Here is a 25,776-nt window from a genome sequence, read left to right as displayed (position 1 = left end):
ATTATTTAAAGTTTATCAATAGCCGCGCAAATATCAGCGAAGATACCGTCCATAGTACCCAATCCCTGAATGTGGCAATATTTACCGTCGTTCTTGTACCAGTCAATCAACGGAGCAGTCTGAGAGTGGTATACCACCAGACGCTTCTTGATAGTTTCTTCATTGTCGTCAGCACGACCAGATTCCTGTCCACGTTTGATCAGACGAGTCATCAGTTCATCTTCAGGAACTTCCAGGTCAAGCATGATAGAAACTTCTTGTCCGCGTACCTTCAACATTTCTTTCAAAGCCTCAGCCTGAGCGATTGTACGAGGGAATCCATCGAAAATCACACCTTTGCTATCCTTGAAGCTGTCGAATACGCTAGCCAGAATATCAATCATCAACGCATCCGGAATCAACTGACCATTGTCGATATAACCTTTTGCTGTTTTACCCAGTTCCGTGCCGTTCTTGATTTCTGCACGCAATACATCTCCCGTAGAAATATGGTTCAAGCCATATTTTTCCACAATACGAGCACTCTGAGTTCCTTTACCTGAACCCGGAGCACCAAAAATTACAATATTCAACATGTTGTCTTATAATAAATAAAAAAATTATTCCACCACTGTATAGATGTCACGATAGTTCCGTCCGAAGCCATCGTAATCTAGTCCGTAGCCCACGATAAAATCATTCGGAATATTCATCGCCACATAGTTTATATCCAAATCTACCTGCAACTTATCCGGTTTCACCAGCAGCGTAGCAATACGGATTTCTTTCGGATTGCGTGCTTTCAGGGTTTCCAGCAAACGCTGCATGGTCAGCCCCGTGTCCACAATATCCTCCACAATTACCACCGTACGTCCTGAAATGTCTTCATTCAGTCCTACCAGTTCTTTCACCTTTCCTGTAGAAGCCGTTCCCGCATACGAAGCCAGCTTCACAAAAGAAATCTCACATGGAATCGTCAGATGTTTCATCAAATCGGCCGTAAACATGAACGAGCCGTTCAACACACTCAAAAACAACGGATTTTCACCCTCCAAGTCATGATTGATTTCATTGGCCACACGTGCCACCTCCTTCAGGATATCCGCCTCTGGGATAAACGTTTTGAAACGCTTGTCTTTAATCTGAATCGTATCCATGTTATAATCTAGTTTTAGAAATTGTGCAAATTTACGGATTTTCCCTAAAACCTCCACACTTCCCCCTGAGTATTTAAAGATATTTTCAATAGAATATATATCCCATTCGAGGCTTTTTTCGTACTTTTACCGACAAAATAGCTATTTTATATATACAATGAAAATTTTAAGTTGTACACAACAAAAAGAGGCAGATGCATATACCATCGCCCACGAATCTATATTGTCAATCAACCTCATGGAAAAAGCTGCCGGTCTGTTGGCACAAGCTATCAGCGAGCGATATGACAAGTCACACCGTCTTGTCGTATTTGCCGGTCCGGGCAACAATGGGGGCGACGCACTGGCTGTAGCCCGCATCCTCTTCCTGAAAAACTATCCGGTAGAAGTCTATTTGTTCAACGTAAAAGGTACCCTTTCTGAAGAATGCCTCACCAACATCCAGCGCCTGAAAGAAAGCGGATTTGCCAACTACACCGAAGTCAGCAACCAGTTCGACCCGCCTCATCTGGGCAGTCACGACGTAGTAATCGACGGTCTGTTCGGTTCTGGACTTCAAAAACCGCTGAGCGGAGGATTTGCAGCCGTAGTACAATACATCAATGCTTCTCCTGCCCAGGTGGTATCCATCGACATTCCTTCCGGACTGATGGGAGAAGACAATACCCATAACATCCGACAAAACATCATCAAGGCCGACCTGACCCTGAGCATCCAGATGCCCAAACTCTCCTTCCTCTTTGCCGAAAACGCAGATGTGGTAGGCGAATGGCAGTTGCTCGACATCGGTATAAGCCGTGAATTCATCGAATCAGCCAAGACGAACTATTACATCACCGAAGCCAGCGAAATGCGTGCGCTCATCAAGCCAAGAAAGAAATTTGCCCATAAAGGCATGTTCGGCCACGGCCTGCTGATAGCCGGTTCATACGGTATGGGAGGTGCCGCCCTGTTAGCTTCACGTGCCTGCCTGCGTTCGGGCATCGGACTACTCACCGTACACACCCCAGTATGCAACCATGACCTGCTACAGAGCAATGTGCCTGAAGCCATGGTGCAGGATGACGTACACGACCGCTGCTTTGCCGAAGCTGCCGACCTCGACAACTTCCAGGCCGTAGCCATCGGCCCGGGATTAGGACAGGAAGAAATCACGGTGCAGGCGCTGTTCGACCAGGTAAGCAACTGCTATATTCCTTTGGTTCTGGATGCAGATGCACTCAACATCTTCAGCAGCTACCGTAACTACCTGACCCGTATTCCTCGCCACAGCATTCTTACTCCACATATCAAGGAACTGGAACGCATCATCGGACGCTGCAGCAACAGCTACGAGCGTTTGTCAAAGGCGAAAGAACTGGCGGCCCACCTGCAATGCTACATCGTACTGAAAGGAGCATGGACGGCTGTCATTACCCCTGACGGAGTAACTTACTTCAACCCTACAGGCAATCCGGGTATGGCCACTGCCGGAAGTGGCGACGTTCTTACCGGTGTCATCCTGTCACTGCTCTCACAAGGCTACACACACGAAGAAGCCTGCCGCTTAGGCGTCTATGTACACGGTCTGGCCGGTGACATCGCCTGCCAGCAAAAGGGAGTAATCGGTATGACCTCCGGTGACATTGCAGACGCATTGCCGGCCGCATGGAAACAACTAATGGAAACTAAATGACAGACAATATGAAAAAAGGAATCATTGCATTGGGACTGCTGGCCTCTCTGAGTGCCTACTCCCAAGAAAGCTATGTGCCACAGGCAGGCGAGGGCATCGTGTACTTCCTGCCTAAGACCAAAGTAGCCATTGACATCATTGCCACCAAGGTAGACTACCAGCCGGGCGATTTCAGCCTGTACGCCAGCCGCTACCTGCGTCTGAACAATATCAGTTCACAGCCTGAAAGCCATTGGGAAATCAAGGATATTCAAGTCCGCCTTGTAGGAGTGCCCGACTCTACGAAAGCCTACATCATGAAGTTGAAAGATAAGAGTATGGCATCCAATGTAGAACTGACCGACAAAGGGATTGTAAAAGCCATCAATACGACCTCTACCGAAAAAGAATCTCTCCCTGACTACAAGTTAGAGAAGCCACAGTCCCATGAGAATGCCCGCAAATACATGACAGAAGACATCCTCATGGCTGGTTCCAGCGCAAAAATGGCAGAACTGACCGCCCGCGAAATCTATAACATACGCGACAGCAAGAACACCATCCTGCGCGGTCAGGCAGAAACCATGCCAAAGGACGGAGCTTCTCTTCAACTGGTTATTGACCAGCTGAACAAACAAGAAAAGGCCCTGATGCAAGCTTTTACCGGTACTACCGACCGCACAGATAAAGTCTTTACGATATTGGTAGAGCCCAATAACGATGCACAAGAGCAAGTTGCCGCTCGTTTCTCCACCCAGTTAGGAGTACTTCCGACCGACAATCTGGCTGGTGACCCGATTTATGTTTCCATCCGCAACACTTCTACCCTTCCCATGCCGGAAGAAGATAAGAAAAAGAAAAAAGCAGATGGTGCCATCTACAATGTACCGGGTAAAGGAAATGTCACAGTAACTTATCAGGGTAAAAAACTTTTCAACGACGAAATGGCATTCACCCAGTTTGGCTACACCGAAGTACTGGTAGACGGCTTGTTCGACAAGAAAGTAAACACCCGCGTGATTTTCAATTCCACTACCGGTGGTATTTTAAAGATTGACAAAGACTAAGACATTGAATTTATAAAAATAAAAAGGTCGTTCCTCACTCATTAGAAGAACGACCTTTAATATTTTCAGTATTTAGCCTTATTTCTGTTTCACCAGCTTCATATACACAGGAAGTCCGTTTCGCAACAAACAAGACACTTCCGTATTTCCATTCTCCATTGTCTTTAAGAACACACCAGGCACATTTCCATCCATCTGCCAGATACCTTTCAGTTCAATAAATGCAGGGGTAGGAATCTCCTTCCAGTTCTTCTTGTCCAGCATTTTAGGACGCAAGTTCGGATTGGCCATACCCAACGACAGACTACCATCCGTATTCTTTTGTTCTATCAGTAACAGTTCCGTAGCTGAAGAAACTACCTCACCGGCTGTCAATCCTTTCGCAGGAGCAAAGAATGAATAGGCCAGCACATTCTTCGGTGCATATTTAATAATGTGCAAGGAATCCTGCATTTCCACTACCGAGAATAGTTCTCCTTTTGTCTGACGGTCGGCCACATTCTTCATCTTAGCTTCATCCGCTGCCGGAACTACTACAAAAGAATAAGACTTCTTCTCCGGTTTCACACCGTGGTTCATATACGCTTTTGCCACCACTTCTTTAGCCGGTTTGCCAGCCATACCTACAGAAGAAGGCGTCTCCTGTTCGTCATAAATCACTGTGAGTTCATCATGACCTGCCGGAATAAAGAAGCCGGTTGAAACAGGATTAATCATCGTCACAGATTCTGAAGAGGCATAATTCTGGCGATTTCCCTTCGTTACCTCCTGTCCGTTCACTGTCAACTTATTGTACTGCTTACTTACTACCGACTGGAATAAGTTCGTAGCCGTAATCATATTGTCTGCATAATCACCCTTTGCAGAAATACCATTTCCAATACTGAACAACATACCGTCGATAGCCAACACCGACTTACAGAAAGTAAGATTGGTAGGAGTAAATCGCTGGCTTCCCCAACGGTCATCCTGATCAAAAGCGGTAGCAAAGAGTCCGTAATCCTTCATAGATACAGCCCCGGCAAAATTGCTCGTTCTAGCCTTCTGGTCAAAACGATCCTTATCGTTCTTATAAGGCATCATTTCCGCCCAGTCGGTATAATGCACTGTCGTACTTCCCGGCATCATGTTCCAGTCCCATCCGGCACCCTTGTTCTCATTGTTAGAAGGATAACCTGTAGGCACCAACCCTCCGTCGTACAGAATCTCCAGCGTACCGTGACTCTGGTAACGTCCGAAACGATTGGTCTTGTTATAAATTTCACTTCCCCACAACATAGCCGTAGGCGACTTCATCACAGCCACCCATCCCGGCTGGCGATACACTCCTGCCGAGCTGTAGTTATACTGATAAAATCCGTTAGCATCAGCAGCCGGTACCGGATACTTATCCGTCTTAAAGAAGTAATTATAATAAGCAGCCAGTTCCTTATCTAAATCCGTGCCTGTGGCATCCGCTCCAATCTCAATCAACTGTTCGAACAGTTTCTGCGTAAAGGGTACTTCAATACTATAGAAAGGATGGCGTCCTGCCATACTGTTGGCATAAATCCGGTTCTTGTCACCTTCTGTACGCACAGCAGTCATGTAAATCGTTACGACAGCCTTTTTCAGTCTTTCGTACGATTTAGGGTCAATCTTGAAGGAAGTCCCCTTGAAACGATAGAAGTATTCCACCCACGTTTTGTAAGAATACATGTATCCGTTATAGTGCGCATTGTGGTGGAAACCTGTACCGTCCGGCTTCAGGATATCCTTATTGCCCACATTATAGCGCGTACATACCCGCAGGAAGCCGGAGAGCAACTGCAAGTCCTGCACAGCCTGCTGGTCATTCGGGTTAGCCAGTGCCAGATTAAACACGTATGGCACAATGTTGAAAATATAGTCCGAACTAATCCAGTTCAAGATGGCCTTATCCCCTTGACGAATCACATCCACTTCCAGAAGCTTCTGTACGGCTGCAATCATTTTAGCCTTACGTACCTCATCACACACCGGAATGGCACTCATCAAATCAGTAGGAATCTTTCGTACATCACTATAATTGCTATATACCAACTTAGGCATACGAAGGAAAAAATTGTGTGTAAACAGATAATCCAGATATAAATCCAAATCACCTTTGGCTGATTTACCGTATTTCTGCACACCGTATGACAGCGCACGTACCGTTTTTGCCACATCTCTCAGATGCTGGTTCATCACTTTCTCGCCCCATAAATCTGCTCCTGTCACGGTATAATCTCCCGTACGCTGCAGCATCAGCATCTTTAGCCCCATCTGGGCAGCCTTCAGCTCACTCTCAGAAGCCTTCGGTTCCGGAAACTTATATTTCTTACGGAACTCTGCAAGTTCTTTCAGCTTCGTTGCGTCCGCATCCTGATTCACTGTCTGCTGTACTGCCGCATCTGTCGTCATGTTACCGGCTGCATGCACAGCCGGAGTACACATTCCACACAAAAAAAGTAAATAAAGGTTTCGCGTTAAGTTCATGATATTTAAAGTTTATAATTATTTCAAAGCCTTCAACCAAGCTGGAACACTACCCAAACGGCGTTCCAATTGTGCCTCATAAAGCGACTGAGGTTCTACCGGCATGCCATTACTTTCATCCAGCTTCACCTGCTCTTGTACAAACTTGACAGGATCACCATGGAATCCTACAATAACCGGCGGTAAAATTTTCCAATATTTCCAACCCGTACGCCACCAGTCAAACTCCCCATTCGCCGGCAGTGTGCCATTGCCATTCAGTTTTGTATTCGTAGAGAACATATTCCAGATGGTCAGGTCATTCAAATGATTCGGCACTTGATTGGCGTCTCCGCCCTGTCTGGACTGCACAAAACCACCTGTACAATTATCTATCAGTGTAGCACGAGGCTGAGTGGCATGCGATTCAAAGCAAGCATCATCTCCCCACGTAACCTTCCAGATAACAGCCCCCATACTGGGTTTTGATACACCGCAGGCATGATACTGCCCGGTATTACTCTGGAACGTAGGATATTCATCCGCCAGCGGACCGTCCGTACAATCACGCACCGCACCGATAAATACCCGGCTGGAACCTTGGGAACGGATAGCTGCATGACCGCGATTTCCAGTAATATTAATCTTATAAGCAGAAAAATTCGCACTCGAAATAATTGAAGCTGCCTCGCTCACATTCTCAAAATTCACACGCCGCATCCATGAATTGACAACGCGCATAAAAGCAATCGGTTTGTAAGCCCCATCGTCAATCCAGCTACGATGATGTTGAAAATCATCTACCGCATGCCCTACAAATGTCAAATCCTCTACTCCCACATTCTCATAATACGAATATTTACGCAGTTTCCAGTTCCATTGTGCATCCACCTCATGCATAATCGGTTCTTTAAAGGTAATTTCATCCCCGCTGATGTTCACAATCTGATGATAATCCTCCACCTGTACTCCTTCTGTCGAGATATTGGTCATCGTCGATTCCCAGGCATACGGCAACAGCTCCTGTTTCACCAGTTCCGGACTATTATCGTGCAAATACAAGCACACCCATTCACCTACTTTAAAATTCGATGCCCCGGCCACTTTTACCTTAAAGGTACCTTTCCCGGCATTTCCCGTCACTTCATATTCAGCTCCCAGCCATGCATTATGCTTGATGTTAATCATCACCGGAGAAGAATACATCACCTCCGTATCGGTTGGCAAATTCGGAGTATCCATTTTAATGAACGTTTTGTCGGGCCCGTCTCCTTTTATTACAAAGTTCCCACCATAGATAATGATAGACGAGCTCGTATTATTCCCTTTTCCATCGTACGCGGGGTTTTCAACATCTTGTCTCAGCGTATTATCCTCCTCATTATGCAGCACATATTCTCCTGCCGGAAAGTAGAACACCACTCCTGCATTGTCATTTGAATACGATTTGCTTTCGTCGTCAATGCGTACCAACTTTTTTTCTTTCAGCAATTTCAAAAATGCCTCCCGTGCAGTCAAATCAGGATGGGCATCCATATATTCCTTCACATTAATCGTTTTATACCCTAATGCAAATCCATCGGGAGCTTCCACCTCTCCATGCTTGTAACCAGCATAAGAAAAATCCAGCAACACATTATCGGCCGAACCTGCCACAAATTTGTTCCAGGCATCCGTGGTACCTTTTCCCTGCACTTGTGTATTAATTTTCTTCTCTCCACAACGCAAAGATATAGTCAATGTTCCCGCATCCTCATCTGCCGAACATCCGGCAAAAGGAGAAAAAGCTGCAGCCGGTTCCTTTTCTACATCCCATACCTGACGGGTGCCTATTTGTATCCACTGAGAACCGTTATAAGAAACCTCCCAGAGGTTTTTTCCTCCCACCCGGAACTGAGGAGTAAAAACACCTTTCCCTGCCGAACTTAAAGCCGCCGCCAACTGTCCGTCTGCAGTGGTCAGGTTTTCGGTTTTTCCATCCAGTTCACACACCCAATAACCATCTGCATCAATACCCACTAATGGGACGGAGTTCTTCTTTACCTGTTCCTCCTCTGCATACACGGTGAGCACATGTCCGTTATCCAATTCTACCAGATAACGTCCGTTGCTTTCTTTCATACAAGTAAGTACCTTCACTTTTCCCTCAGCAATCTGCTGCATATCAGCCACATCACGGTTCATCTGAACAATTACATCACTCACTGTCGGTGTATTATCTCCTTCCGTGCTTCCGTTACCTTCATTACCTTCCTCACCTGCCGGATTTTCATCCGTACATGCACATACCATCCCTATCGCCATTATCGCCCAGAAAAGCAACAATCTGCCAGTCAAGAATCTTAAACAAGTTTTTTTCATTCAAATCCAGTTCTTATTATTTTCTTACAACTATATGGCAAAACTACCCCGTAATAGCAATGCATCTACTACGGGGCAGTATTTCCCATATTATGATTATTTCAAGGATTTCAACCAAGCCGGCACATATCCCAAGCGATTCTGAAGCTGCGCCTCATACAATGACTCTGGAGTAACCTTTACCCCTGTACTTTCTTCGTATGTCAGCTGACCTTCTTCTTGTGAGAAAGTAACGGCTTGCCCATGTGTACCTACCACTATAGGAGGATAAATTTTCCACCAGATACTTCCGGCATCCCACCATTTAAAGTCAGAAGCAAAGTTAATACCCTTCTCATCAATTGTACCCGTCACATACAAATTCCACAAAGTAAGGTCTGACAAATGATTCGGTGCTTCATTTTCTGCTCCACCGGCATGATAGCGTACCAGTCCCCCTCGGCAATTATCAAACAACGTAGCACGAGGCTGAGTGGCATGTGACTCAAAGCAGGCATCCTGTCCCCAGTTACAGTTCCAGACTACAGTTCCTATACTGGGTTTTGACACGCCACAACCGTGCCACTGCCCATGTCCGCGTGAATCCGCACTTTCGTCTTGTACCTTTCCGATAAATACCCGGCTGGAACCTTGCGCACGTACGGCAGAATGGCCTCTATTACCGGTTATCGTAATATTATAGGCAGAACAGTTGGCCGATTCTCCAAAGGTAATTGCCTCACTCACACTCTCAAAACTTACATTGCGTACCCATGAATTCACCACGCGGTTCAACTGCAAAGGTACGTATCCACTGTCATACAGCCAAGCTTTCGATTCATCCTGGCCTTCTCCATGATGGTAATAAGGAGTAATGGCCTTACCGACAAAGCTCAAATCTTCTACACCGACATTTTCAAAATATTTATAATCACGGATAATCCATCCTCCATCATAATCATTGTAGGCCGTATTTACTTCATGCATAATCGGCTCATAGAAAGTCACCACATTCCCATCAATAGATTTAATCTGATGGAATTCCATGACATTCACGCCTTTCCCATTTTCATTTTTGCCTGACAATCCCGGCTGTTGTGCAACTGACCAATCTGTTTTCATCTGACCATACATAGGGCCAACCTCTTTTGCCAAAAGTTCTTCATTTCCGCTTCGTAAACGAAGTTGTACCCATTTGCCGACCGACAGATCGTTAGCCACTCCCACTTTTACGCTAAAACTACCCTTAGCTGCATTCTCCACTACAGTTGCCAAAATCTTGGAATTATCAATATTTGTCGGGCTATTAGTATGTTTAATTGTCAGCAATGGAGCAGTCGTCGATTCACTCGTTCCAATCGGATTGTTCATCAACAGACGAGTCTTGCCTTCCCCATCACCTTTTATCACAAAATTACCTCCATAGATTTCAGGAAACTTATCCGTATCTCCTTCCGGCTGCAAATCATAATCACCAGCCGGGAAATAAATCACGATTTTTGCAGTAGCGTTTGTATTCGAATTATCCGTCTTTCCAGGACATTTACGTACCAATTTATTTTCATACAGAATCAGATTCAACGCTTCACGGGCAGACAGGTTATCATTTTCCATACGTTCCTTCACGTTTATCACCTTGTATCCCCAAGCAAAACCATCTGCAGGGGCACTTTCTCCGTGATTGTATCCAGCATACGAATAATCCAGCAATACATTATCTTCACTCTTCATGAAGAACTTCTTCCATGCCTGAGCCGATGAAGAAACCGTAGCATCTATTGAAAGAACCATTTCACCTCCAGATAAAGCCAGTGACAATGTTCCATCTTCATTTTCCGTGACGGATTTAAACAAAGAATAGCTGGCCGCCGTTTTTCCTTCCAGTGAAGGAGCCGGAGTGTCCGACAGTTTTTTCCAATGCGCTCCGTTCAGAGACATCTGCCAACAGCCATCTTCCCCTAAGGCCAGTTGAGGGGTAAATGTACCCTTTCCTAAGCTCTTACGTGCCGGAACGGGATTACCGGAGAGGTCTGTCAATGTCTGTTTTTCACCTCCCAGCTGATATTCCCAATATCCATCCTCATTAATCGCAAAGGCTGGAATATCAGTATCGGTTTCTGCCTGTAAAGCCGCATTTACAATTTTCCCGTCACTTAACTCCAACGTATAGTTATGTTGTTCATCCGAGGTATAATCCACCACTTCCACTTCGCCATCCACCATCAGCTGAAGGGCAGCAATATCTGAATTATACTGCGCTAATTGTTCTGCCAGTTCAGCCGGCTGTTCCGGTATCTCTGTCGGAGCAGGAGGGTTCACGGTTTCCTCGTCCGAACATGCTGTGATTGCAAATAAACAGCAACAGAACAATGCATTCTTCCAATATTGTAAGTTCATAGTATTATCTGTTTAAATGTATCCGCCATCCGATGCAGCATCGGATGGCGGAAAACTGCTTTTCTGTTTTTATTATTCTATGGTTGCACCGTAGCCTGCTTTTAAGGAGACAAATTCACCCTTTTCCCAATCAACTATCTGTAATGGTGACTCTTCTTCCTGAGGAATTTTTGCATTGTAATCTCCTGAAGGCTTCATTGAATCACCATGGAAAACATTCCATGCAGTAGCATTCTCTTCCACAGCGTTATAAGCTACATTTGACTCAAAAGCATCATTTGAAGCAGGGAATGTACTCCCTTCAAGTGCACAAATTAAGTATGATGTATTATAAGTCGTAGCACTAATATTACTATAAAATATATTATACCGCACACTCCAATCTCCTGTCAGTTTTGCTTTTATCCCTTGAGAATTCTGTATATAGTTACAGAATGTATTATTCTCAAGTTTTATTGTTGTTTCTGCTGTTCCAATGACAACAAAGAATTGACCTCTGACTCTAGTATCCTCAGATTGACTATAAAAAATATTATTCGAAATATTTGCATTTCCTACTGTCTGTCCTCCAGTGGAATAAAAGAAATTACACGCAGGTATATCTCCACTTGATAATGCTCCTAAAAATTTGACTTTATTTTTGAGAAACTGAAAATCATGAATTACCGAAGGCTCACTTGCTGTTGCGTTAGAACTAGCAAAGTTATTTTTAAGTTCTATTTTACATTGTTCAAAGATAACTTTATTTACGTTTGAACCTTTATTTGCATGGAAAAGATACATACCATCACGTACAAATTTCACATTCTTGCATAACAAATTTTGAGTACCAGCACGCAAATAACTATTATTACCAGTAAAAGTAACCGTAGGCGGATTGTTCGGATCATCTCCAACTATAACCAATGCTTCATTTCCACTAATTTCTAAAATAGAGGATATGGTAATTGTTGCTCCACCCTTTATAAAATGCACACCAGATTTTGTGATGGTACCTCCATTTTCAATCAAATTCCCACTATTTGCCAATGTTGGATAAGTTTCACTATTTACCAGCTCATCGCCAATATAAAAACCTCCTTGCTCATATTCCGCCTTCCAGCTCGTTATCACTTTCTTAGAACGTACCTTAATCTGGTCAATCGCCCAATACACTCCTTTATTCACCTGCAAAATAATGACACCTTCCGCTCCATCTTGATTCGGAGGGGTAACAGACAAAGTAGTCGGATTCGAATTATCTATTGATGCAGTTACAGTCCAACCTTCCGGTGCACTTATCAACACCGCTTCTCCTTTCAAATCGATAGAAGTAGTCTCTCCTGTAGTCGGCACAATCCAAAATCCTTCTTCCAGAGCAGGTTCCGTAATGGCACATGCCAGACCTGAAACGATAGGAATTTCATATTTCGTACCACTACCCGTTAAAGTAATTTCGAATTTATCTCCTGTCGCATTAGGGGCAGCCGATGCTATCGGACCAGCTACAGAAGAACTTCCACTTGCAGAAGCATATACACGAGTTCCTTGCTGGCTCTTTACTTCTTCCCAAGTCAGCTCATCGTCATAGCTTACTTCCCAGTAGTATTTGCCTTCCGACTCCATGGTCAGACGGAACTGGGGAGTAACCCCCGGTTCACCATCTACAGCCAGTGCACGGTGTTCCGTTTCCACACCGCCAATCACCCAATTACCGTCAGTAGAAATACTCACTTCCTGATACACATCCGTAGCTCCTATTTTCCCCTGAGTCAGCGTGATTGTATTTCCATCACTTAGCGTCAAAGTATAGCTTCCATCCTCATTTTCTGTATAACTTTGGATGGTCTTGTTCCCATCCAAAGCCACACGTATCATGTTCATGCTTTCATTCAACCGATCGACCTTTGCTTCCATGGCAGTTACACGATCTTTCAAGGCATCAATGTCTCTTTCCAGATCATCGGTCTTACATGCTCCTAATGATAGTACCATCAGGGCCACACCTATATATTTATAGATTTTCATAATGTACATCTTGTTTTGTTAACCTATTGTTCATACTCTTAACTAACTGTCACGTTTACCGTAACCAGCTTACAGTAGCCTTCTGCCGAGAAGACTTTCAGATACAACGTATAAGAACCTGAAAGGCCAGCTGGAGCTGTCACTTTCAAATTCGTTTCAGTCACTTCCACCTGCAACGGAGTTGATTCAATTACAATCTCCTTTACATTGGTCTGCTGAATAGCGACTGAAACAGATTGCCCAGCCTGGACAGACAAATCATACCCATCCGTCAAGGTCAAACCAAAAGAATCTTCAACTCCCACAGGAACCGTTACTGATTCTCCCGTAGAAGCCACTACAAATGTCATTGACTTGCCATCCTCACTAACCGTTACAGACTGAAAAATACTAGGTAACATCATGTCCGGACTTGCTATAGGAGTAGTTCCTCCAAGACGTTCCCAAGTGGCACCTCCATCCATAGAAACCTGCCAGTAACCTTCTGCATCGACACTAATCTGAGGAGTTACCCCATTTTTCCCATCTACCGGCCACGCAGTAATTGAATTTCCGGCATCATCTGTCAGGACATAGTCCGCACCGTCCTGCGTATAATGCCACGTGCCATCATCTGCAATATACATTTGCGGCATTTCGTTATCCGGATTTCCGCTGTAAACCGTCACAGCCGTTCCATCGCTCAAAGTGAGCACATAATTTCCGGTCTTTTCATCACGACTATAGTCTTTGATGTAAACCTGCCCCAAAACCATGTCCTGATAAGCAACAATCTGCTTGTTATATGCATCTATCTGTGCATCCAATGCATCCAGACGCGAATTCAGGTCGTTAATGTCATTGCGAATTTCATCACGGTCATCGCACGATGAGAACGCGATAAAAGACAGACATGTAATAAATAGATATAGTAATTTTTTCATGATATTAAAAATTTAGCGTTGTTGTGCACCATAATTTGCATATTCTGCAGTCGGAATAAATACTCCATTCTCCAAATCAAATGTAGCTCCAGCACTTACATCAAATGGATCGGAAGAGGCTGCTTCTACTTTTGTCTGAGTATAACCAGAAGGAACCCCAGACCAATAACTGATTGTAATTTCTTTATCTTTATCGAATTTTAGAAGATTCTCAAAAGTAACTACTGAAGGGGTCTTCGAATGTACATTCAGTAAAGTTGTATTCCTTGCTGTTGCAGAATTACTCCACAACAGAAGATTTCGGAATGTAACTGCACCTTCTATGCGACCGCGTACCATGGATTGTGAGGCACAAAGGAAATTAATAAATGTATTATTTTCTATTGTTACAGTATTTGCAGCATTGTAAATTCCAGCGGTATCATTATTTCCCAAAAATAGAATGGTAGCATTTATTGTATAATTATTCGTTGTTGAGTAAAATACATTATTTATTATGGAAACATCCGCACTCAAATTTCTACTATACAGAACATTCTCAAATGTACCAGAAAAATTAAACAACCGAGAAGCCTGATAATCTGCTGTTTGGTTAAATGCAAAACGATTTCCTTCCAAATATATATTACCAATTGAATTATCATCACCTTTAAATGCATTCAAAAAATTCTTTCCTGAGGCTATTGTAACCTTACATCCATCCAATACCAAATTTTTCAATGTGATACCTGTTGCATCTATTTGCATAAACGGATTTTTCTCATTCTTAAATATCACATTTTGAGCAATAAATTCACCCGCTGTTCCTGTAGCATTAAACAAATTTGTATTATCAACAACAACCGGTTCACCCTTCGGATTATCTGAAATTAATACCAATTTATTAAAGTCAGTTGAAGAGATAACAGCTTCCATACCCTGAGGAATAAAATAAACGCCATCCGCAGAGATTGTTGCTTCAGCAGTTGAAAGCAGTTTTCCATCCGGGTAAGTCGCCTTATTTATAGTCACATTACCCACAGTAATGTCACCTCCCTGATCATACACCTGCTTGAAATAGCTGGTCACAGCTTCCCGAACCTTCACCTTTGCTACAGCCCAGTACATTCCTTTATTCACCTGTACCACCACTTCATCCGTATTATTGGCAGTAGCACGACTTTTCAAGCCGGCAGAAGCAGTTGACTTTTTCACTGTCAAAGTAGCTTTACCGTCAGTCAAAGTTTCAGAAATGCTGGCCTCCCATCCGTGAGGAGCAATCACAAACCAATGGTCACCTTTTATCTCTACTTCAGCAGAAGATTCATCTACACCAATTTCCCAATAACCATCCGCCATATCTTCTTCCGGTACATTGATCACGCATGACAGGTCTGAGATGATAGGGATGCGAACTTCATCTGTAGGATCTTGCCCGTCACCATTTGTATAATAGGTCAGCACAAACTCATTTTCCTCTACCTCTGCATCCTTAAAAAGGTTATCCTTGGCTAATTCACCATCAACTTCGGTTACATACACTTTATTATCTTCTGCATCAGTTACAGGCTGCCAAGGCTCAGAGTCGCCAAATCTTACTTGCCAATAATACTGTCGTGTAGAATTATCCAATGCTATGTTAAATTCAGGCTTATCTCCATCAACACTACTATCAGCACCCACTGCATTATAAGGAGTATCACTGCCATTCAGCATCCACTTGCCCGTTTCCGGATTAACCCCCAGCTGAGGAGTCGTAACCGTACCTTTTGAACCAATTGCAAGTGTCAATACATTCCCGTCATTAAACTTGGCAGTAAAAGTAGTTCCATCATTTACCAATACCTCAGAAATAGAATAAGCCGGAACTTCGGTAAAAGTACCGTCGCCATTATCTATCGTCTGACAGACCAATACTTTAGAGAAGAATGCAATATTCTCATTCAGTAATTTTACTTGTTCTTCAAGCAGAGTCACTCTATCTTTGAGAGCATTCACATCGTCCTTCAAATCCTCCTGCTTACAACCCGTCACAGCCAATACCATGAGAGCCAAAAGGATATATGATTTTATGTATTTCATAACGCAATTCATAATTTAAAGTTAATCTGTCACATTGACAACCACAGTATATACCTGTGAATCGTCATGCTTATAGTTCGCATTTGTAATCAAGAAAGTTGCTCTGTAAGTACCCACATTTTTATAGGTATAGCTATATGAACGAATGTCTTGCGACAAGTTCTTGATGCTTACCCCCTGATCAGGTTCACATGAGGTAATCTTAATAGGGTCAGACACCAGCCAGGCAGTTTTCCACGAATAAGCACTTCCCGTACTGTGAATATAGAATCCTCCATTTGCCACATTGTTCATGTTCCACATCCCTGAAACATTTGCTGTTACTGTGCCATACGCTAAATCATCAGGTAAATAGCTTGAAACGCTAGTCCAATCGTTACCTTTATATCCCTTATCATCGTCTTTAATTGACTGGTTATAGAGATTTTCATGATTGAAGTTCAACGCAGTAAACATGAATTCACCTGCATATTGATGCGTCACATTGTTATTGCGAAGCAGATTCTCTATATTCATAGAGTCAAAATAATATTTCAACTGAGTAGTAGCATTCTTTCCATTAACGCTAGGATTAGGTCTTTCCTCTTTGTTATAAGCTATCGCTATAACCAAATTCTTACCTACAAAATCCTTTACATCCAACTCACAAGACTTTGCCACAGTTATATTCGTTCCAAGATTATCGTACTCAGCTTTAGGACAAATTTCCTTCCACTTTCCCGCTTTCCAGAAATCAACAACCAGCGTAGAATCAGCATCAAAATTATCTTTTGATAAACCGGGGAAACCTTCTACCCCATTTTCCGGATCGGAAAAAGCATAAAAGACATCAATACAATTAGTATAACGCCCTGTTGACTCTGCGTATGAAGTACCTTCCTGATAGATATTAAATTTTAACTTTGAAGAAACAATATCTGATTCTTCATTTTCCACACGTTGACGGTAAATATACTGATGTCCAAGTTCTCCACTATAAAAAGTTATGAAATCAGGTTCTCCCGCAAAAGAGAACTCTACCGGAGTTCCTTTTTTTACAGTAATTATACTCCCTTCGGCAGTAACAGTCTCTGATGTCACCACGCTTACGTTTACTTCGTCCAGTCCTTCGGTCATCTCCTTTGTACAAGACGCAAAAGCCAACGTAGAAAGCAACAATATATATAATTTTGAAGTTTTCATTTACCAATAATTAAATTTTCATTAATACATTTATCATTACCAACCCGGATTGTTGCTTGTGATTGCCTTATTCACAGCCATTTCCGCATCAGGTATAGGGAAATAATTATAAGTAGAAGATACCTGGAAATAAGTATACACATTTGAAGGGCCCTGATTCCATTCCCCTCCTGCACGAGCGTAATCAATAAGCTCATTCATATCCTCTACAAAGTCTCCCCAACGAATCAAGTCAAAATGACGAGTATATTCAAAGCAAAGTTCACGACCGCGCTCATCTTTCACCATCTGGCGGAACTCATCTTTGTTTAAAGCTCCCTTTACAATTGTACTTGCTCCAGCACGCTCTCTCACCTTATTCAGATAATCATAAGCGGCATCCGGTCCGTTCAATTCATTTTCAGCTTCCGCTACCATCAGCAGCACATCAGAATAACGTAAAATTGGGAAATTAATAGCAGTATTATTCTTATCTTTCTTATCGGCCTCATATTCACGACGGTATTTAGAACATGCACGAGCTATATTCGTCGTAAATTTACTATTATAGTCATAATCTCCTTCCTTGGGTTCTGTTGTTCCAGAAGCCCAATCTTTTTTCCCATAAGAATAAGATCTGTTATTATCATGAGCAAGGACAGCATCCCGGAAACCCAGTTCATAAAATTTACGTCCCGTCACACCGGTATTTTTGCCATCTTTTTCCATATAAACAAAAGGAGCAATATTCCACAAGAAACGACTATCCTTCAATTTAATAGTCTTGCAAGCCTCACCTTCTGCTTTTTCTGTTTTATCACCTGTATTCCAATTTACATGAAGAGACATCAGTCTCTCACTACTTGGTTCTTCAATACAATACAAGCGATACAATTTAGGAGTTGCAAACATAAACTCATACGAATATCCCGGATCTGCTGCACCTACTATATCTGAATTAGATGACATATCAGGAGCTGCCAAACCAATAATATTACCAATACGTCCTTCTGCCTTTACATCCGTAGTGTTATTACCGGAAAATTCAGCTTCCCAAATGCTCTCATTAGCTGTGGAATTATAACGATCAGAACATAAATCAATGAAGTAATCCCAATAATCCTTTGCTAAGTCATGTCCTTGATTTGTACAGACTTTCAACGCATAATCTTTTGCAGCCTGATAATAATCCTTTTTTTCAGCATCTGTAGCTGCACGGTTATCGCGATGATATTCTCCTGCACGGAACAGATATACACGCGCCAAAATACCCCATGCGGCTGATTTTGACACACGACCAGGCTTATAATTCAGTTTTGCAGCTGTCAACAAGCCTCCAGTCTTTTCATCTGAAACTTCCTGCATCTCCTTAATAATGAAATCATAAATTTCCTGCTTGTCTGTACGAGGAATATCCAATCCTACCACATCTTTCGTAGATTCTGTTTTAAAAGGCACGTCCCCCCAGCACTGCACTAAGTTAAAATAATAGAACGCACGCAAAAATCTTGCTTCCGCTGTATACTGAGCTTTCAAACCAGAATCAATATCAGAAACCTTATCAATATTTTCCAAAAAAATGTTCGCACGGTTAATGCCGGAATACAAAGTATACCAGAATCCTGTTACTGCCGCATCACTGGTAGTAGCATTATTACAAATCAGTCCTTTAGTGGCAGGTGCACGTCCTGAACCTCCATAGTGAGACAAATCATCACCTCCCACAAGATACATATAGTCTGCTCCATAGAACGTAGACTGACCTAACTCTGCATAAATTCCGGTCAAAAAAGAGTTGGCCTCATCTGCCGTATTAAAATAGTCTGACAGTGTAAGCTGGTAAGGCTCTTTATCCAGAAAATTACAGGATGTCAGTGCACCGCCAAACAATAAAGTAAAAATCGTATATTTTAATGCTTTCATAATTAATCCCTTAAAACTTTGTAAACTCTTATTAGAAACCTAGGTTAACACCAAAACTGATAGAATAAGCTCTCGGATAAGAAGAGAAGTCAAGTCCCGGAGTCAACGCACTGTTACGAACCGACACTTCCGGATCATAACCAGAGTAGCTGGTCCATGTCCACAAATTCTGCGCAGCAATGTAAACTCTTGCATTGCTTAACTTAGCCTTTGCAATCAACGTTTTTGGGAAAGTGTAACCCAATGTCACTGTTTTCAAACGTAAGAAGGAACCGTCTTCTACAATTCGGGAAGAAATCACACGATTTGAAGCAGAAGTAGTTGCTGCCGGAATGTCACTGTCCGGGTTTTCCGGTGTCCAGCGACCGGCATAGCTGGCATACTGGTTCAGCTCGCGCGACTTGTTGTTCGAGCTTTCAAAGAACAGACGGTTGGCATTCATAATGTCATTACCGTATGACCACTGGAAAAATACACTTAAGTCAAATCCTTTGTAAGTAAAGTTATTAGTGAAACCACCTGTGTGAATCGGTAAGCCACGGCCTATAATCGTACGGTCGTTGGAATCAATGATTCCGTCACCGTTCACGTCCTTATATTTAGGCATACCCGGTTGTGTATTGGTTTCTGTAGAATAATATGGAACCCCTTTCTTTAATGTATAGGTATCACCAGATTTATTAAAATCATCATACTTATAAGTTCCCTCATAAATATAGCCATACATCATACCCATAGGCAATCCTACCTGAGCAATGTAACTGGGCTGTGAGTTATAATTCTGGTCAAATGAGGCTGCCGTCAGTAAGCTGTTCTGCCCTTCAGACAATGCTAATACTTCATTCTTATTGAACGCGATGTTAAAATCGGTTGACCAGGTAAAGTCCTTTGTCTGAATATTCACTGTATTCAAGCTCAATTCCAATCCGTCATTACGTACCTTACCAATATTCTTCGTTGCACTGTAGAAACCGGAAGTCAACGGAAGAGAAGCCTCTAAGAGCAAATCTCGCGTAGTTTTACGATAAATATCTGCTGTAAAATTCAAACGTTCCTTGAAGAAACTTAAATCCAATCCCACATTCCACTGTTCCGTGGTTTCCCATTTCAAGTTGCTATTACCAATAGAAGTAGGAACCGTTCCTACATTGGTAGTACTACCATTAATAGGATAAACACCACTTGGAATACTTCCGTTAGAAATATAATCTCCCACTTTCGACTTCAGCGCCTGCAACAAGGCATAATATTCATATTCACCAATTCGGTTGTTACCGGTCAATCCCCAGCTCGCACGAAGCTTACCAGCATCAAGTACCTTTTTCAACGGTTTCATAAACTCTTCTTCCATAAAATTCCAGGCCAAAGAACCAGAAGGGAAATAACCGTAACGGTTCTTTTTACTAAATTTAGAAGAGCCATCGGCACGGAATGAGGCCGTTGCATAGTATTTCGATTTGTAATTATAATTAAAACGGGCAAGATAAGACATCATTGACCATGAAGTCTTGTATGAATTGGTCGTACTTGCCTGTCCTTCATTCATACCCGCCATACCTAATGACTCGTTAGGTATATGAATGGTCTTAAATGAATAATATTCATAATCCGAATTCTGGAATGTAATACCGACTAATGTATTAAAGAAGTGTTTTTTCTTGATATTAGTCTGATAAGTCAATGTATTTTCGTTCAACCAGGTCAGACGTTCATTACGAACAACTTGGGCATTTACCTTATCTGTTGAAGTAGGACCACCATAACGTGTCTTGGAGTTATTAAACTGGTCATTCTTACGTGCATCATATGTATAACCACCCGAAACTTTCAACTTCAAGCCTTTAATAAATTCATATTCCACAAAACCGTTCAACTGCAAGTTATTGATATAATTTTTGCGGTATTCGTTCTTTAACGACATAATCGGGTTGAAACGGTAGTCGTTGCTGTTATCCACTGCATCATCCATTACGTTATCCATCAAAGAGCTAAGCGGTTTGTTCGGGAAAGTAACCGGACGATACCCCCACACGCTATAGAACAAGTTGTTCATACCACTGTAAGAGTTCTCTGAAGGAGTGGAACCAGTCTGAATAGAACGAGAATAGTTGGCTGTCAAACTCATATTCAGTTTGTCACGACGAACTACCGTGTTCATACGGCCCTGCAAACGCTCATAACCAGAATTCAGCAATATACCCTCCTGATTATAATAAGAAAGAGAAGCATTATAACGAACTCCTTCCGTACCACCACTCAAACGCAGGTTGTGGTTGTGCTGCAAAGCGGTACGGAAAATTTCATCCTGCCAGTTATACTGGTCAATATTACGGTAATCTTCCAGTGTCCATTGTTTACCCTCCCATTCCATCAAATAACCACCATTGGATGAAGTCATCTGTTCCGGATACATTTCGGCTTGCAATTTTACAAATTCGTATGCATCCATCATCGGAATAGTACGCGTTACATGTTGCATGGTTACGCTACCATCATAACTCAATTGCGCCTTACCAACCTTTCCTTTCTTTGTAGTAATGATAACAACACCATTCGCACCACGGGCACCGTAAATAGCCGTAGCTGATGCATCCTTCAAAATATCCAACGATTCAATATCCGAAGGGTTGATAGTGCTGGCAATAGCTGCATCTTCTACGGGGAAACCATCAATCACATAAAGCGGAGAGTTATCCTGTGTCAACGAGTTGTTACCACGAATCACGATGTTCATGGTTCCGCCCGGCGTACCTTCGCTGGAAGACACGTTCACACCGGCAATACGTCCTCCCAGGTTCTGGTCGAACGAGCCGACCGGCGTATTCAGCAATTCATTCATATCTGCCTTAGCCACGGAACCGGTCAAGTCTTTCTTTCTTACTTCCTGGTAACCTACTACTACTACTTCATCCAATACCTTCGTATCTTCTTCCAATACGATAGACATCGGCTTAGAGGTATCCACCTGCAGTTCTTTTGTGGCATAGCCAATAAAAGAGACCACAATAACGGATTTTTTGTCGGGTACTCCCAATGAGAACTTACCATCAATATCAGTAATAGTTCCCTGAGTAGTCCCTTTCACTTGGATACTGGCACCAATAACGCTTTCACCCGTCTGGTCAACCACAGTACCCCTCACGAGTACCTGGGCCATAGCCACAGTTACAGAGAACAAGACGAACAACATCATGCTCAATCCCCTTCTCCATAGAATAGTTCGGAATTCGGTTTGCATACAAGAATTTAGATTAAATTTAGATTTTAAAGTTTTCGTCACAAATGTACAGTTTAATTATAGAAAGAGGTGACAAAATAGTTCATTTAAGGGTGCAAAAATATTCATCACCTTAATTTCTATAAAAAAGAAAAAATCATAAGATATTAATTTACAATGACATACAAAATATAATATGATAAAGAACATCTATTAAACGCCACTAATTTCACCTTTCAAAAAACGCTTCGACGTTTAGTCCAAAACGCAAGTACGTTTTAGTTAAAACGCAAGTGCGTTTGACTTCAAACACAAGGACGTTTTAATCCAAACGCACTTGCGTTTTCAAAAGATACCAAAAATCATCTTTTTTTCCTCTTTTAAAAGAGGAAATACGTATTCGGAATAGTTTTTCTGTTTCTATTATTTGCAGAGTTCTCAAATTAGCCCTATCTTCGCACGATAAAACATTCAACTTTGTTATGACCCGAATGAACAAAATAAAGAAACTAAAAAAAATCCGTCTCCATCATGAAGGAACTCCCATTCTGATTACCAGTGCAATCTTGCTGCTTCTTGTAAACGCTGCTTTATACTGGGGGATAGAGTGCCGGATTCCATTTTATATTGTGGCAGCAGTAAGTATCGTAGTGTACTTGCTGATGGTCAATTTTTTCCGCTGTCCCATCCGATTGTTCAAAGGAGATACGGAAAAAACCGTAGTCGCTCCTGCCGATGGACGTATCGTGGTAATTGAGGAGGTGGATGAGCATGAATATTTCCATGACCGCCGACTAATGATTTCCATCTTTATGGACATCACCAATGTACATGCCAACTGGTATCCTGTAGACGGGGTGGTAAAACATGTAGACCATCATAACGGACGGTTCATGAAGGCGTGGCTTCCCAAAGCCAGTACGGAAAACGAGCGTTCTATGGTGGTAATTGAAACGCCTGAGGGTCATACGGTTATGGCACGGCAGATTGCCGGTGCGGTGGCAAGACGCATCGTAACATACGCCGTACCGGGTGAAGACTGTTACATTGACGAACACATGGGATTCATTAAATTTGGTTCGCGAGTGGATGTGTACCTGCCGTTAGGTACGAAAGTTTGCGTCAGCATGGGGCAAAAGACAACCGGTAACGAAACGGTAATTGCCCGCTTGCCTTAATCCTGCAATACAATATTTACACCTTATTATATTTATACCTTTTATATATAGGATATGGCTAATGTGATAACCCGGAATATTCCCAATACGATTACGAGCTGCAACTTGTTTTGCGGATGCATAGCCAGCTACATGGCTTTCCATAGCAAATATGAATTAGCCCTGCTTTTCATCGTGTTAGGAGCTACATTCGACTTTTTCGACGGGATGACTGCCCGTCTGCTGCGTGTTTCTTCTCCCATCGGAAAAGAACTTGACTCTCTGGCAGACGACATCACGTTCGGACTGGCACCGGCTGCCATTGCTTTTTCCTTGTTTAAAGAGGTACATTACCCGGATTTTCTACAGCCGTTGTCAGGAATCATGCCTTATACGGCTTTCCTGATAGCAGTCTTCTCTGCCCTACGACTGGCCAAGTTTAACCTGGATGAACGGCAGACCTCTTCCTTTATCGGAATGCCAACTCCGGCTAACGCATTATTCTGGGGCTCACTGACCGTAGGTGCACACAGTTTTTTGGTGTCCGACCATTTCAACGCTTTATACTTGTTCATCTTGGTAGTAGTCATGTCACTGCTGCTGGTGGCAGAACTCCCGATGTTCTCTCTGAAGTTCAAGGACCTGTCGTGGGGACATAACAAGATAAGCTATATATTCCTGATAGTCAGCATTCCTCTGTTAATCATCTTCCAACTGAGCGGATTTGCAGCTGTCATTGTCTGGTATATCATTCTGTCATTACTGACATATAAGAAATAGCTGAGAAATCGTATGGCACATTTTTTGCATATATCACATTAAAAACAAAAGACAATGTTCCATATTTTAGGCTTTCTATTTTTTATCATACTGGTTGTTCTGGTGATTGGATTGCTCATTCTTTCCAAAGTCGTCAGTCTGGTATTCGGATTCAAGCGTCGTATGCAAGGTAAGAATTCGGGTCAGAGAACAACTTACTCTTCTCAAAATTATCAGTCGAACCCTCGTCAGGAAGAGACAACAGATTCTTACTCCACACAAGGAGATGTACCTGTGCGTCAACGCAAAAAGATTTTCGATAAAGACGAAGGGGAATACGTGGAATTCGAAGAAATCAAATAAATCTTCATCTTCTCTTTCGGAAGAAATCTTTCATCAGCCCGGCACATTCATCGGCCAGCACTCCTTTCACGACCACGGTCTTCGGATGCAGGGCTTGAGGTGCATAGCGCTGGTAACCTCTTTTCTCGTCTTCTGCACCGAAAACGAGGCGACCGACCTGTGACCAGGCAATGGCACCGGCACACATCACACAAGGCTCCACCGTAACGTAGAGCGTGCAATCAGTCAAATATTTTGCTCCTAACGAATTGGCAGCGGCAGTAAGTGCCTGCATCTCGGCATGAGCTGTCACATCGTGCAGTGTTTCGGTCAGGTTATGCGCACGTGCCAGAATACGGTCACGACAGACCACCACGGCTCCCACCGGAACCTCTCCTCTTTCGGCTGCCCGTGCGGCCTCAGCCAGAGCCTGTTTCATGTAAAAAGAATCGTCTGCCATAACTTATCTGCGCATATCGTGTTCCTTGAAAAGTGTAGGATAATCTTCCTCCATATTCTGATGGATAAAAGCCAATACGGTCTCGCGAAGCCAACGTGCCTTGTTGGTTATCTGGTATTTCTCCAGATAACGGTCTACAATTCGCACCTCTTCTTCGCTCATCAGACAAACCATCCGCTGGCGGCGGGGAGGATCACTGACTGGTACTTTTTTTCTTTTTTTTCCGCTATTTACCATCTTCGGTGCAAAATTAGCGTATTCTGTTAAAATGGAAGCATAAAAATGCGTATTTTTGCGAAAAAGCGGAAAAATGGCATCACATAATGAACTGGGAAAAGAAGGAGAAAATGCGGCCGTGAAGTACCTGCTGGAAAAAGGATATGAAATCAGGCACCGAAACTGGCACTCCGGACACCGCGACCTGGACATCGTGGCACAGAAAGACGGTGAGCTGGTCATTGTGGAGGTAAAGACGCGAAGCGATGCCTGTTTCGGACAGCCGGAGGATGCGGTGGACAGGCGTAAGATAAGAAGCATCGTAGCCTCTACGGATGCGTACGTCCGAAAGTTTGCCATTGACCTTCCGGTTCGCTTTGATATTATCACGGTAGTAGGAAACCGCCCTCCCTTCCACATAGCACACATTGAGGACGCCTTTTTCCCGCCCGTGTGGAACTAACTTTGAAACAGAAAAGAA

19 protein-coding genes are annotated in these 25,776 nt (G+C 42.9%); 6 read left to right on the top strand and 13 right to left on the bottom strand.

Going from position 1 to position 25,776, the window contains the following annotated elements:
* Positions 1–5: 5 nt before the first annotated feature.
* The gene (locus DXD04_RS02095) at positions 6–575 is read right to left on the bottom strand and encodes an adenylate kinase (protein WP_007559755.1); all 570 of its coding nucleotides are present in this window, start codon (positions 573–575) and stop codon (positions 6–8) included.
* 24 nt (positions 576–599) lie between these two features.
* The gene (hpt, locus tag DXD04_RS02090) at positions 600–1,136 is read right to left on the bottom strand and encodes a hypoxanthine phosphoribosyltransferase (protein ID WP_117670425.1); all 537 of its coding nucleotides are present in this window, start codon (positions 1,134–1,136) and stop codon (positions 600–602) included.
* 157 nt (positions 1,137–1,293) lie between these two features.
* Here hpt and DXD04_RS02085 point away from each other — a divergent pair, with 157 nt between their 5' ends.
* Both DXD04_RS02085 and DXD04_RS02080 read left to right on the top strand, forming a co-directional pair.
* Positions 1,294–2,811: an NAD(P)H-hydrate dehydratase gene (locus DXD04_RS02085; protein WP_117670423.1), complete on the top strand. Its 1,518-nt coding sequence runs from the start codon at positions 1,294–1,296 to the stop codon at positions 2,809–2,811.
* Positions 2,812–2,819: 8 nt separating this feature from the next.
* Positions 2,820–3,857, top strand: coding sequence for a DUF4831 family protein (locus DXD04_RS02080; protein WP_117670510.1), 1,038 nt, complete (start codon positions 2,820–2,822; stop codon positions 3,855–3,857).
* A gap of 78 nt (positions 3,858–3,935) precedes the next feature.
* On the opposite strand, the gene DXD04_RS02075 is transcribed toward DXD04_RS02080, so the two are convergent.
* The 9 genes from DXD04_RS02075 to DXD04_RS02035 form a co-directional block, all read right to left on the bottom strand.
* Complete coding sequence (locus tag DXD04_RS02075; RefSeq protein WP_117670421.1) at positions 3,936–6,353, bottom strand: polysaccharide lyase family 8 super-sandwich domain-containing protein; 2,418 nt, start codon at positions 6,351–6,353, stop codon at positions 3,936–3,938.
* Positions 6,354–6,371: 18 nt separating this feature from the next.
* Positions 6,372–8,693 (bottom strand): DUF4955 domain-containing protein, encoded by a 2,322-nt coding sequence (locus tag DXD04_RS02070; protein ID WP_259299492.1) that lies wholly within the window; start codon positions 8,691–8,693, stop codon positions 6,372–6,374.
* 96 nt (positions 8,694–8,789) lie between these two features.
* On the bottom strand, positions 8,790–11,069 hold the full coding sequence (locus DXD04_RS02065; RefSeq protein WP_117670417.1) for a DUF4955 domain-containing protein: 2,280 nt from the start codon (positions 11,067–11,069) through the stop codon (positions 8,790–8,792).
* Positions 11,070–11,141: 72 nt separating this feature from the next.
* A complete protein-coding gene (locus tag DXD04_RS02060; protein ID WP_185149760.1) occupies positions 11,142–13,043 on the bottom strand; it encodes a PL29 family lyase N-terminal domain-containing protein in 1,902 nt (633 codons plus the stop codon).
* A gap of 71 nt (positions 13,044–13,114) precedes the next feature.
* The gene (locus tag DXD04_RS02055) at positions 13,115–13,999 is read right to left on the bottom strand and encodes a PL29 family lyase N-terminal domain-containing protein (protein WP_117670413.1); all 885 of its coding nucleotides are present in this window, start codon (positions 13,997–13,999) and stop codon (positions 13,115–13,117) included.
* 12 nt (positions 14,000–14,011) lie between these two features.
* The gene (locus tag DXD04_RS02050; protein ID WP_181977439.1) at positions 14,012–16,060 is read right to left on the bottom strand and encodes a PL29 family lyase N-terminal domain-containing protein; all 2,049 of its coding nucleotides are present in this window, start codon (positions 16,058–16,060) and stop codon (positions 14,012–14,014) included.
* 21 nt (positions 16,061–16,081) lie between these two features.
* Positions 16,082–17,242, bottom strand: a complete 1,161-nt coding sequence (locus DXD04_RS02045; RefSeq protein WP_117670409.1) for a DUF5017 domain-containing protein — start codon at positions 17,240–17,242, stop codon at positions 16,082–16,084.
* Between the two features lie 36 nt (positions 17,243–17,278).
* Complete coding sequence (locus tag DXD04_RS02040) at positions 17,279–19,144, bottom strand: RagB/SusD family nutrient uptake outer membrane protein (RefSeq protein ID WP_117670407.1); 1,866 nt, start codon at positions 19,142–19,144, stop codon at positions 17,279–17,281.
* A 31-nt stretch (positions 19,145–19,175) separates the two neighbouring features.
* A complete protein-coding gene (locus DXD04_RS02035) occupies positions 19,176–22,382 on the bottom strand; it encodes a SusC/RagA family TonB-linked outer membrane protein (protein WP_117670405.1) in 3,207 nt (1,068 codons plus the stop codon).
* A 470-nt stretch (positions 22,383–22,852) separates the two neighbouring features.
* Between DXD04_RS02035 and DXD04_RS02030 the strand changes: the two genes are divergently transcribed.
* From DXD04_RS02030 to DXD04_RS02020, 3 genes are read left to right on the top strand one after another with little or no spacing between them, the layout of a single operon-like run.
* Positions 22,853–23,539: a phosphatidylserine decarboxylase family protein gene (locus tag DXD04_RS02030; protein ID WP_117670403.1), complete on the top strand. Its 687-nt coding sequence runs from the start codon at positions 22,853–22,855 to the stop codon at positions 23,537–23,539.
* Positions 23,540–23,593: 54 nt separating this feature from the next.
* The gene (locus DXD04_RS02025; protein WP_117670402.1) at positions 23,594–24,298 is read left to right on the top strand and encodes a CDP-alcohol phosphatidyltransferase family protein; all 705 of its coding nucleotides are present in this window, start codon (positions 23,594–23,596) and stop codon (positions 24,296–24,298) included.
* Positions 24,299–24,352: 54 nt separating this feature from the next.
* Positions 24,353–24,640, top strand: coding sequence for a DUF4834 family protein (locus DXD04_RS02020; RefSeq protein ID WP_117670400.1), 288 nt, complete (start codon positions 24,353–24,355; stop codon positions 24,638–24,640).
* A gap of 4 nt (positions 24,641–24,644) precedes the next feature.
* Here the strand turns inward: DXD04_RS02020 and DXD04_RS02015 are convergent, their stop codons facing one another.
* A complete protein-coding gene (locus tag DXD04_RS02015) occupies positions 24,645–25,079 on the bottom strand; it encodes a nucleoside deaminase (RefSeq protein ID WP_007559773.1) in 435 nt (144 codons plus the stop codon).
* A 3-nt stretch (positions 25,080–25,082) separates the two neighbouring features.
* Positions 25,083–25,316 carry a hypothetical protein gene (locus tag DXD04_RS02010; protein WP_117670398.1) on the bottom strand — a complete coding sequence of 78 codons (234 nt, stop codon included), beginning with the start codon at positions 25,314–25,316 and terminating at the stop codon, positions 25,083–25,085.
* A gap of 73 nt (positions 25,317–25,389) precedes the next feature.
* Between DXD04_RS02010 and DXD04_RS02005 the strand changes: the two genes are divergently transcribed.
* Entirely contained in the window at positions 25,390–25,758 is a 369-nt protein-coding gene (locus tag DXD04_RS02005) for a YraN family protein (RefSeq protein WP_117670396.1), read from the top strand.
* The last annotated feature ends 18 nt before the right edge of the window (positions 25,759–25,776 follow it).

The sequence above is a fragment of the Phocaeicola plebeius genome (assembly GCF_003437535.1).
Classification (GTDB): Bacteria; Bacteroidota; Bacteroidia; order Bacteroidales; family Bacteroidaceae; genus Phocaeicola; species Phocaeicola plebeius_A.
The sequence above is the reverse complement of the archived record's forward strand: the minus strand, read 5'-3'. Positions and strand labels throughout refer to the sequence as shown.

Bases quoted from the DNA above. Each gene is read 5' to 3' on its own strand.
- DXD04_RS02095 (WP_007559755.1), bottom strand. From the start codon at position 575: ATGTTGAATATTGTAATTTTTGGTGCTCCGGGTTCAGGTAAAGGAACT.
- hpt (WP_117670425.1), bottom strand. From the start codon at position 1,136: ATGGATACGATTCAGATTAAAGACAAGCGTTTCAAAACGTTTATCCCA.
- DXD04_RS02085 (WP_117670423.1), top strand. From the start codon at position 1,294: ATGAAAATTTTAAGTTGTACACAACAAAAAGAGGCAGATGCATATACC.
- DXD04_RS02080 (WP_117670510.1), top strand. From the start codon at position 2,820: ATGAAAAAAGGAATCATTGCATTGGGACTGCTGGCCTCTCTGAGTGCC.
- DXD04_RS02075 (WP_117670421.1), bottom strand. From the start codon at position 6,353: ATGAACTTAACGCGAAACCTTTATTTACTTTTTTTGTGTGGAATGTGT.
- DXD04_RS02070 (WP_259299492.1), bottom strand. From the start codon at position 8,693: ATGAAAAAAACTTGTTTAAGATTCTTGACTGGCAGATTGTTGCTTTTC.
- DXD04_RS02065 (WP_117670417.1), bottom strand. From the start codon at position 11,069: ATGAACTTACAATATTGGAAGAATGCATTGTTCTGTTGCTGTTTATTT.
- DXD04_RS02060 (WP_185149760.1), bottom strand. From the start codon at position 13,043: ATGGTACTATCATTAGGAGCATGTAAGACCGATGATCTGGAAAGAGAC.
- DXD04_RS02055 (WP_117670413.1), bottom strand. From the start codon at position 13,999: ATGAAAAAATTACTATATCTATTTATTACATGTCTGTCTTTTATCGCG.
- DXD04_RS02050 (WP_181977439.1), bottom strand. From the start codon at position 16,060: ATGAAATACATAAAATCATATATCCTTTTGGCTCTCATGGTATTGGCT.
- DXD04_RS02045 (WP_117670409.1), bottom strand. From the start codon at position 17,242: ATGAAAACTTCAAAATTATATATATTGTTGCTTTCTACGTTGGCTTTT.
- DXD04_RS02040 (WP_117670407.1), bottom strand. From the start codon at position 19,144: ATGAAAGCATTAAAATATACGATTTTTACTTTATTGTTTGGCGGTGCA.
- DXD04_RS02035 (WP_117670405.1), bottom strand. From the start codon at position 22,382: ATGCAAACCGAATTCCGAACTATTCTATGGAGAAGGGGATTGAGCATG.
- DXD04_RS02030 (WP_117670403.1), top strand. From the start codon at position 22,853: ATGAACAAAATAAAGAAACTAAAAAAAATCCGTCTCCATCATGAAGGA.
- DXD04_RS02025 (WP_117670402.1), top strand. From the start codon at position 23,594: ATGGCTAATGTGATAACCCGGAATATTCCCAATACGATTACGAGCTGC.
- DXD04_RS02020 (WP_117670400.1), top strand. From the start codon at position 24,353: ATGTTCCATATTTTAGGCTTTCTATTTTTTATCATACTGGTTGTTCTG.
- DXD04_RS02015 (WP_007559773.1), bottom strand. From the start codon at position 25,079: ATGGCAGACGATTCTTTTTACATGAAACAGGCTCTGGCTGAGGCCGCA.
- DXD04_RS02010 (WP_117670398.1), bottom strand. From the start codon at position 25,316: ATGGTAAATAGCGGAAAAAAAAGAAAAAAAGTACCAGTCAGTGATCCT.
- DXD04_RS02005 (WP_117670396.1), top strand. From the start codon at position 25,390: ATGGCATCACATAATGAACTGGGAAAAGAAGGAGAAAATGCGGCCGTG.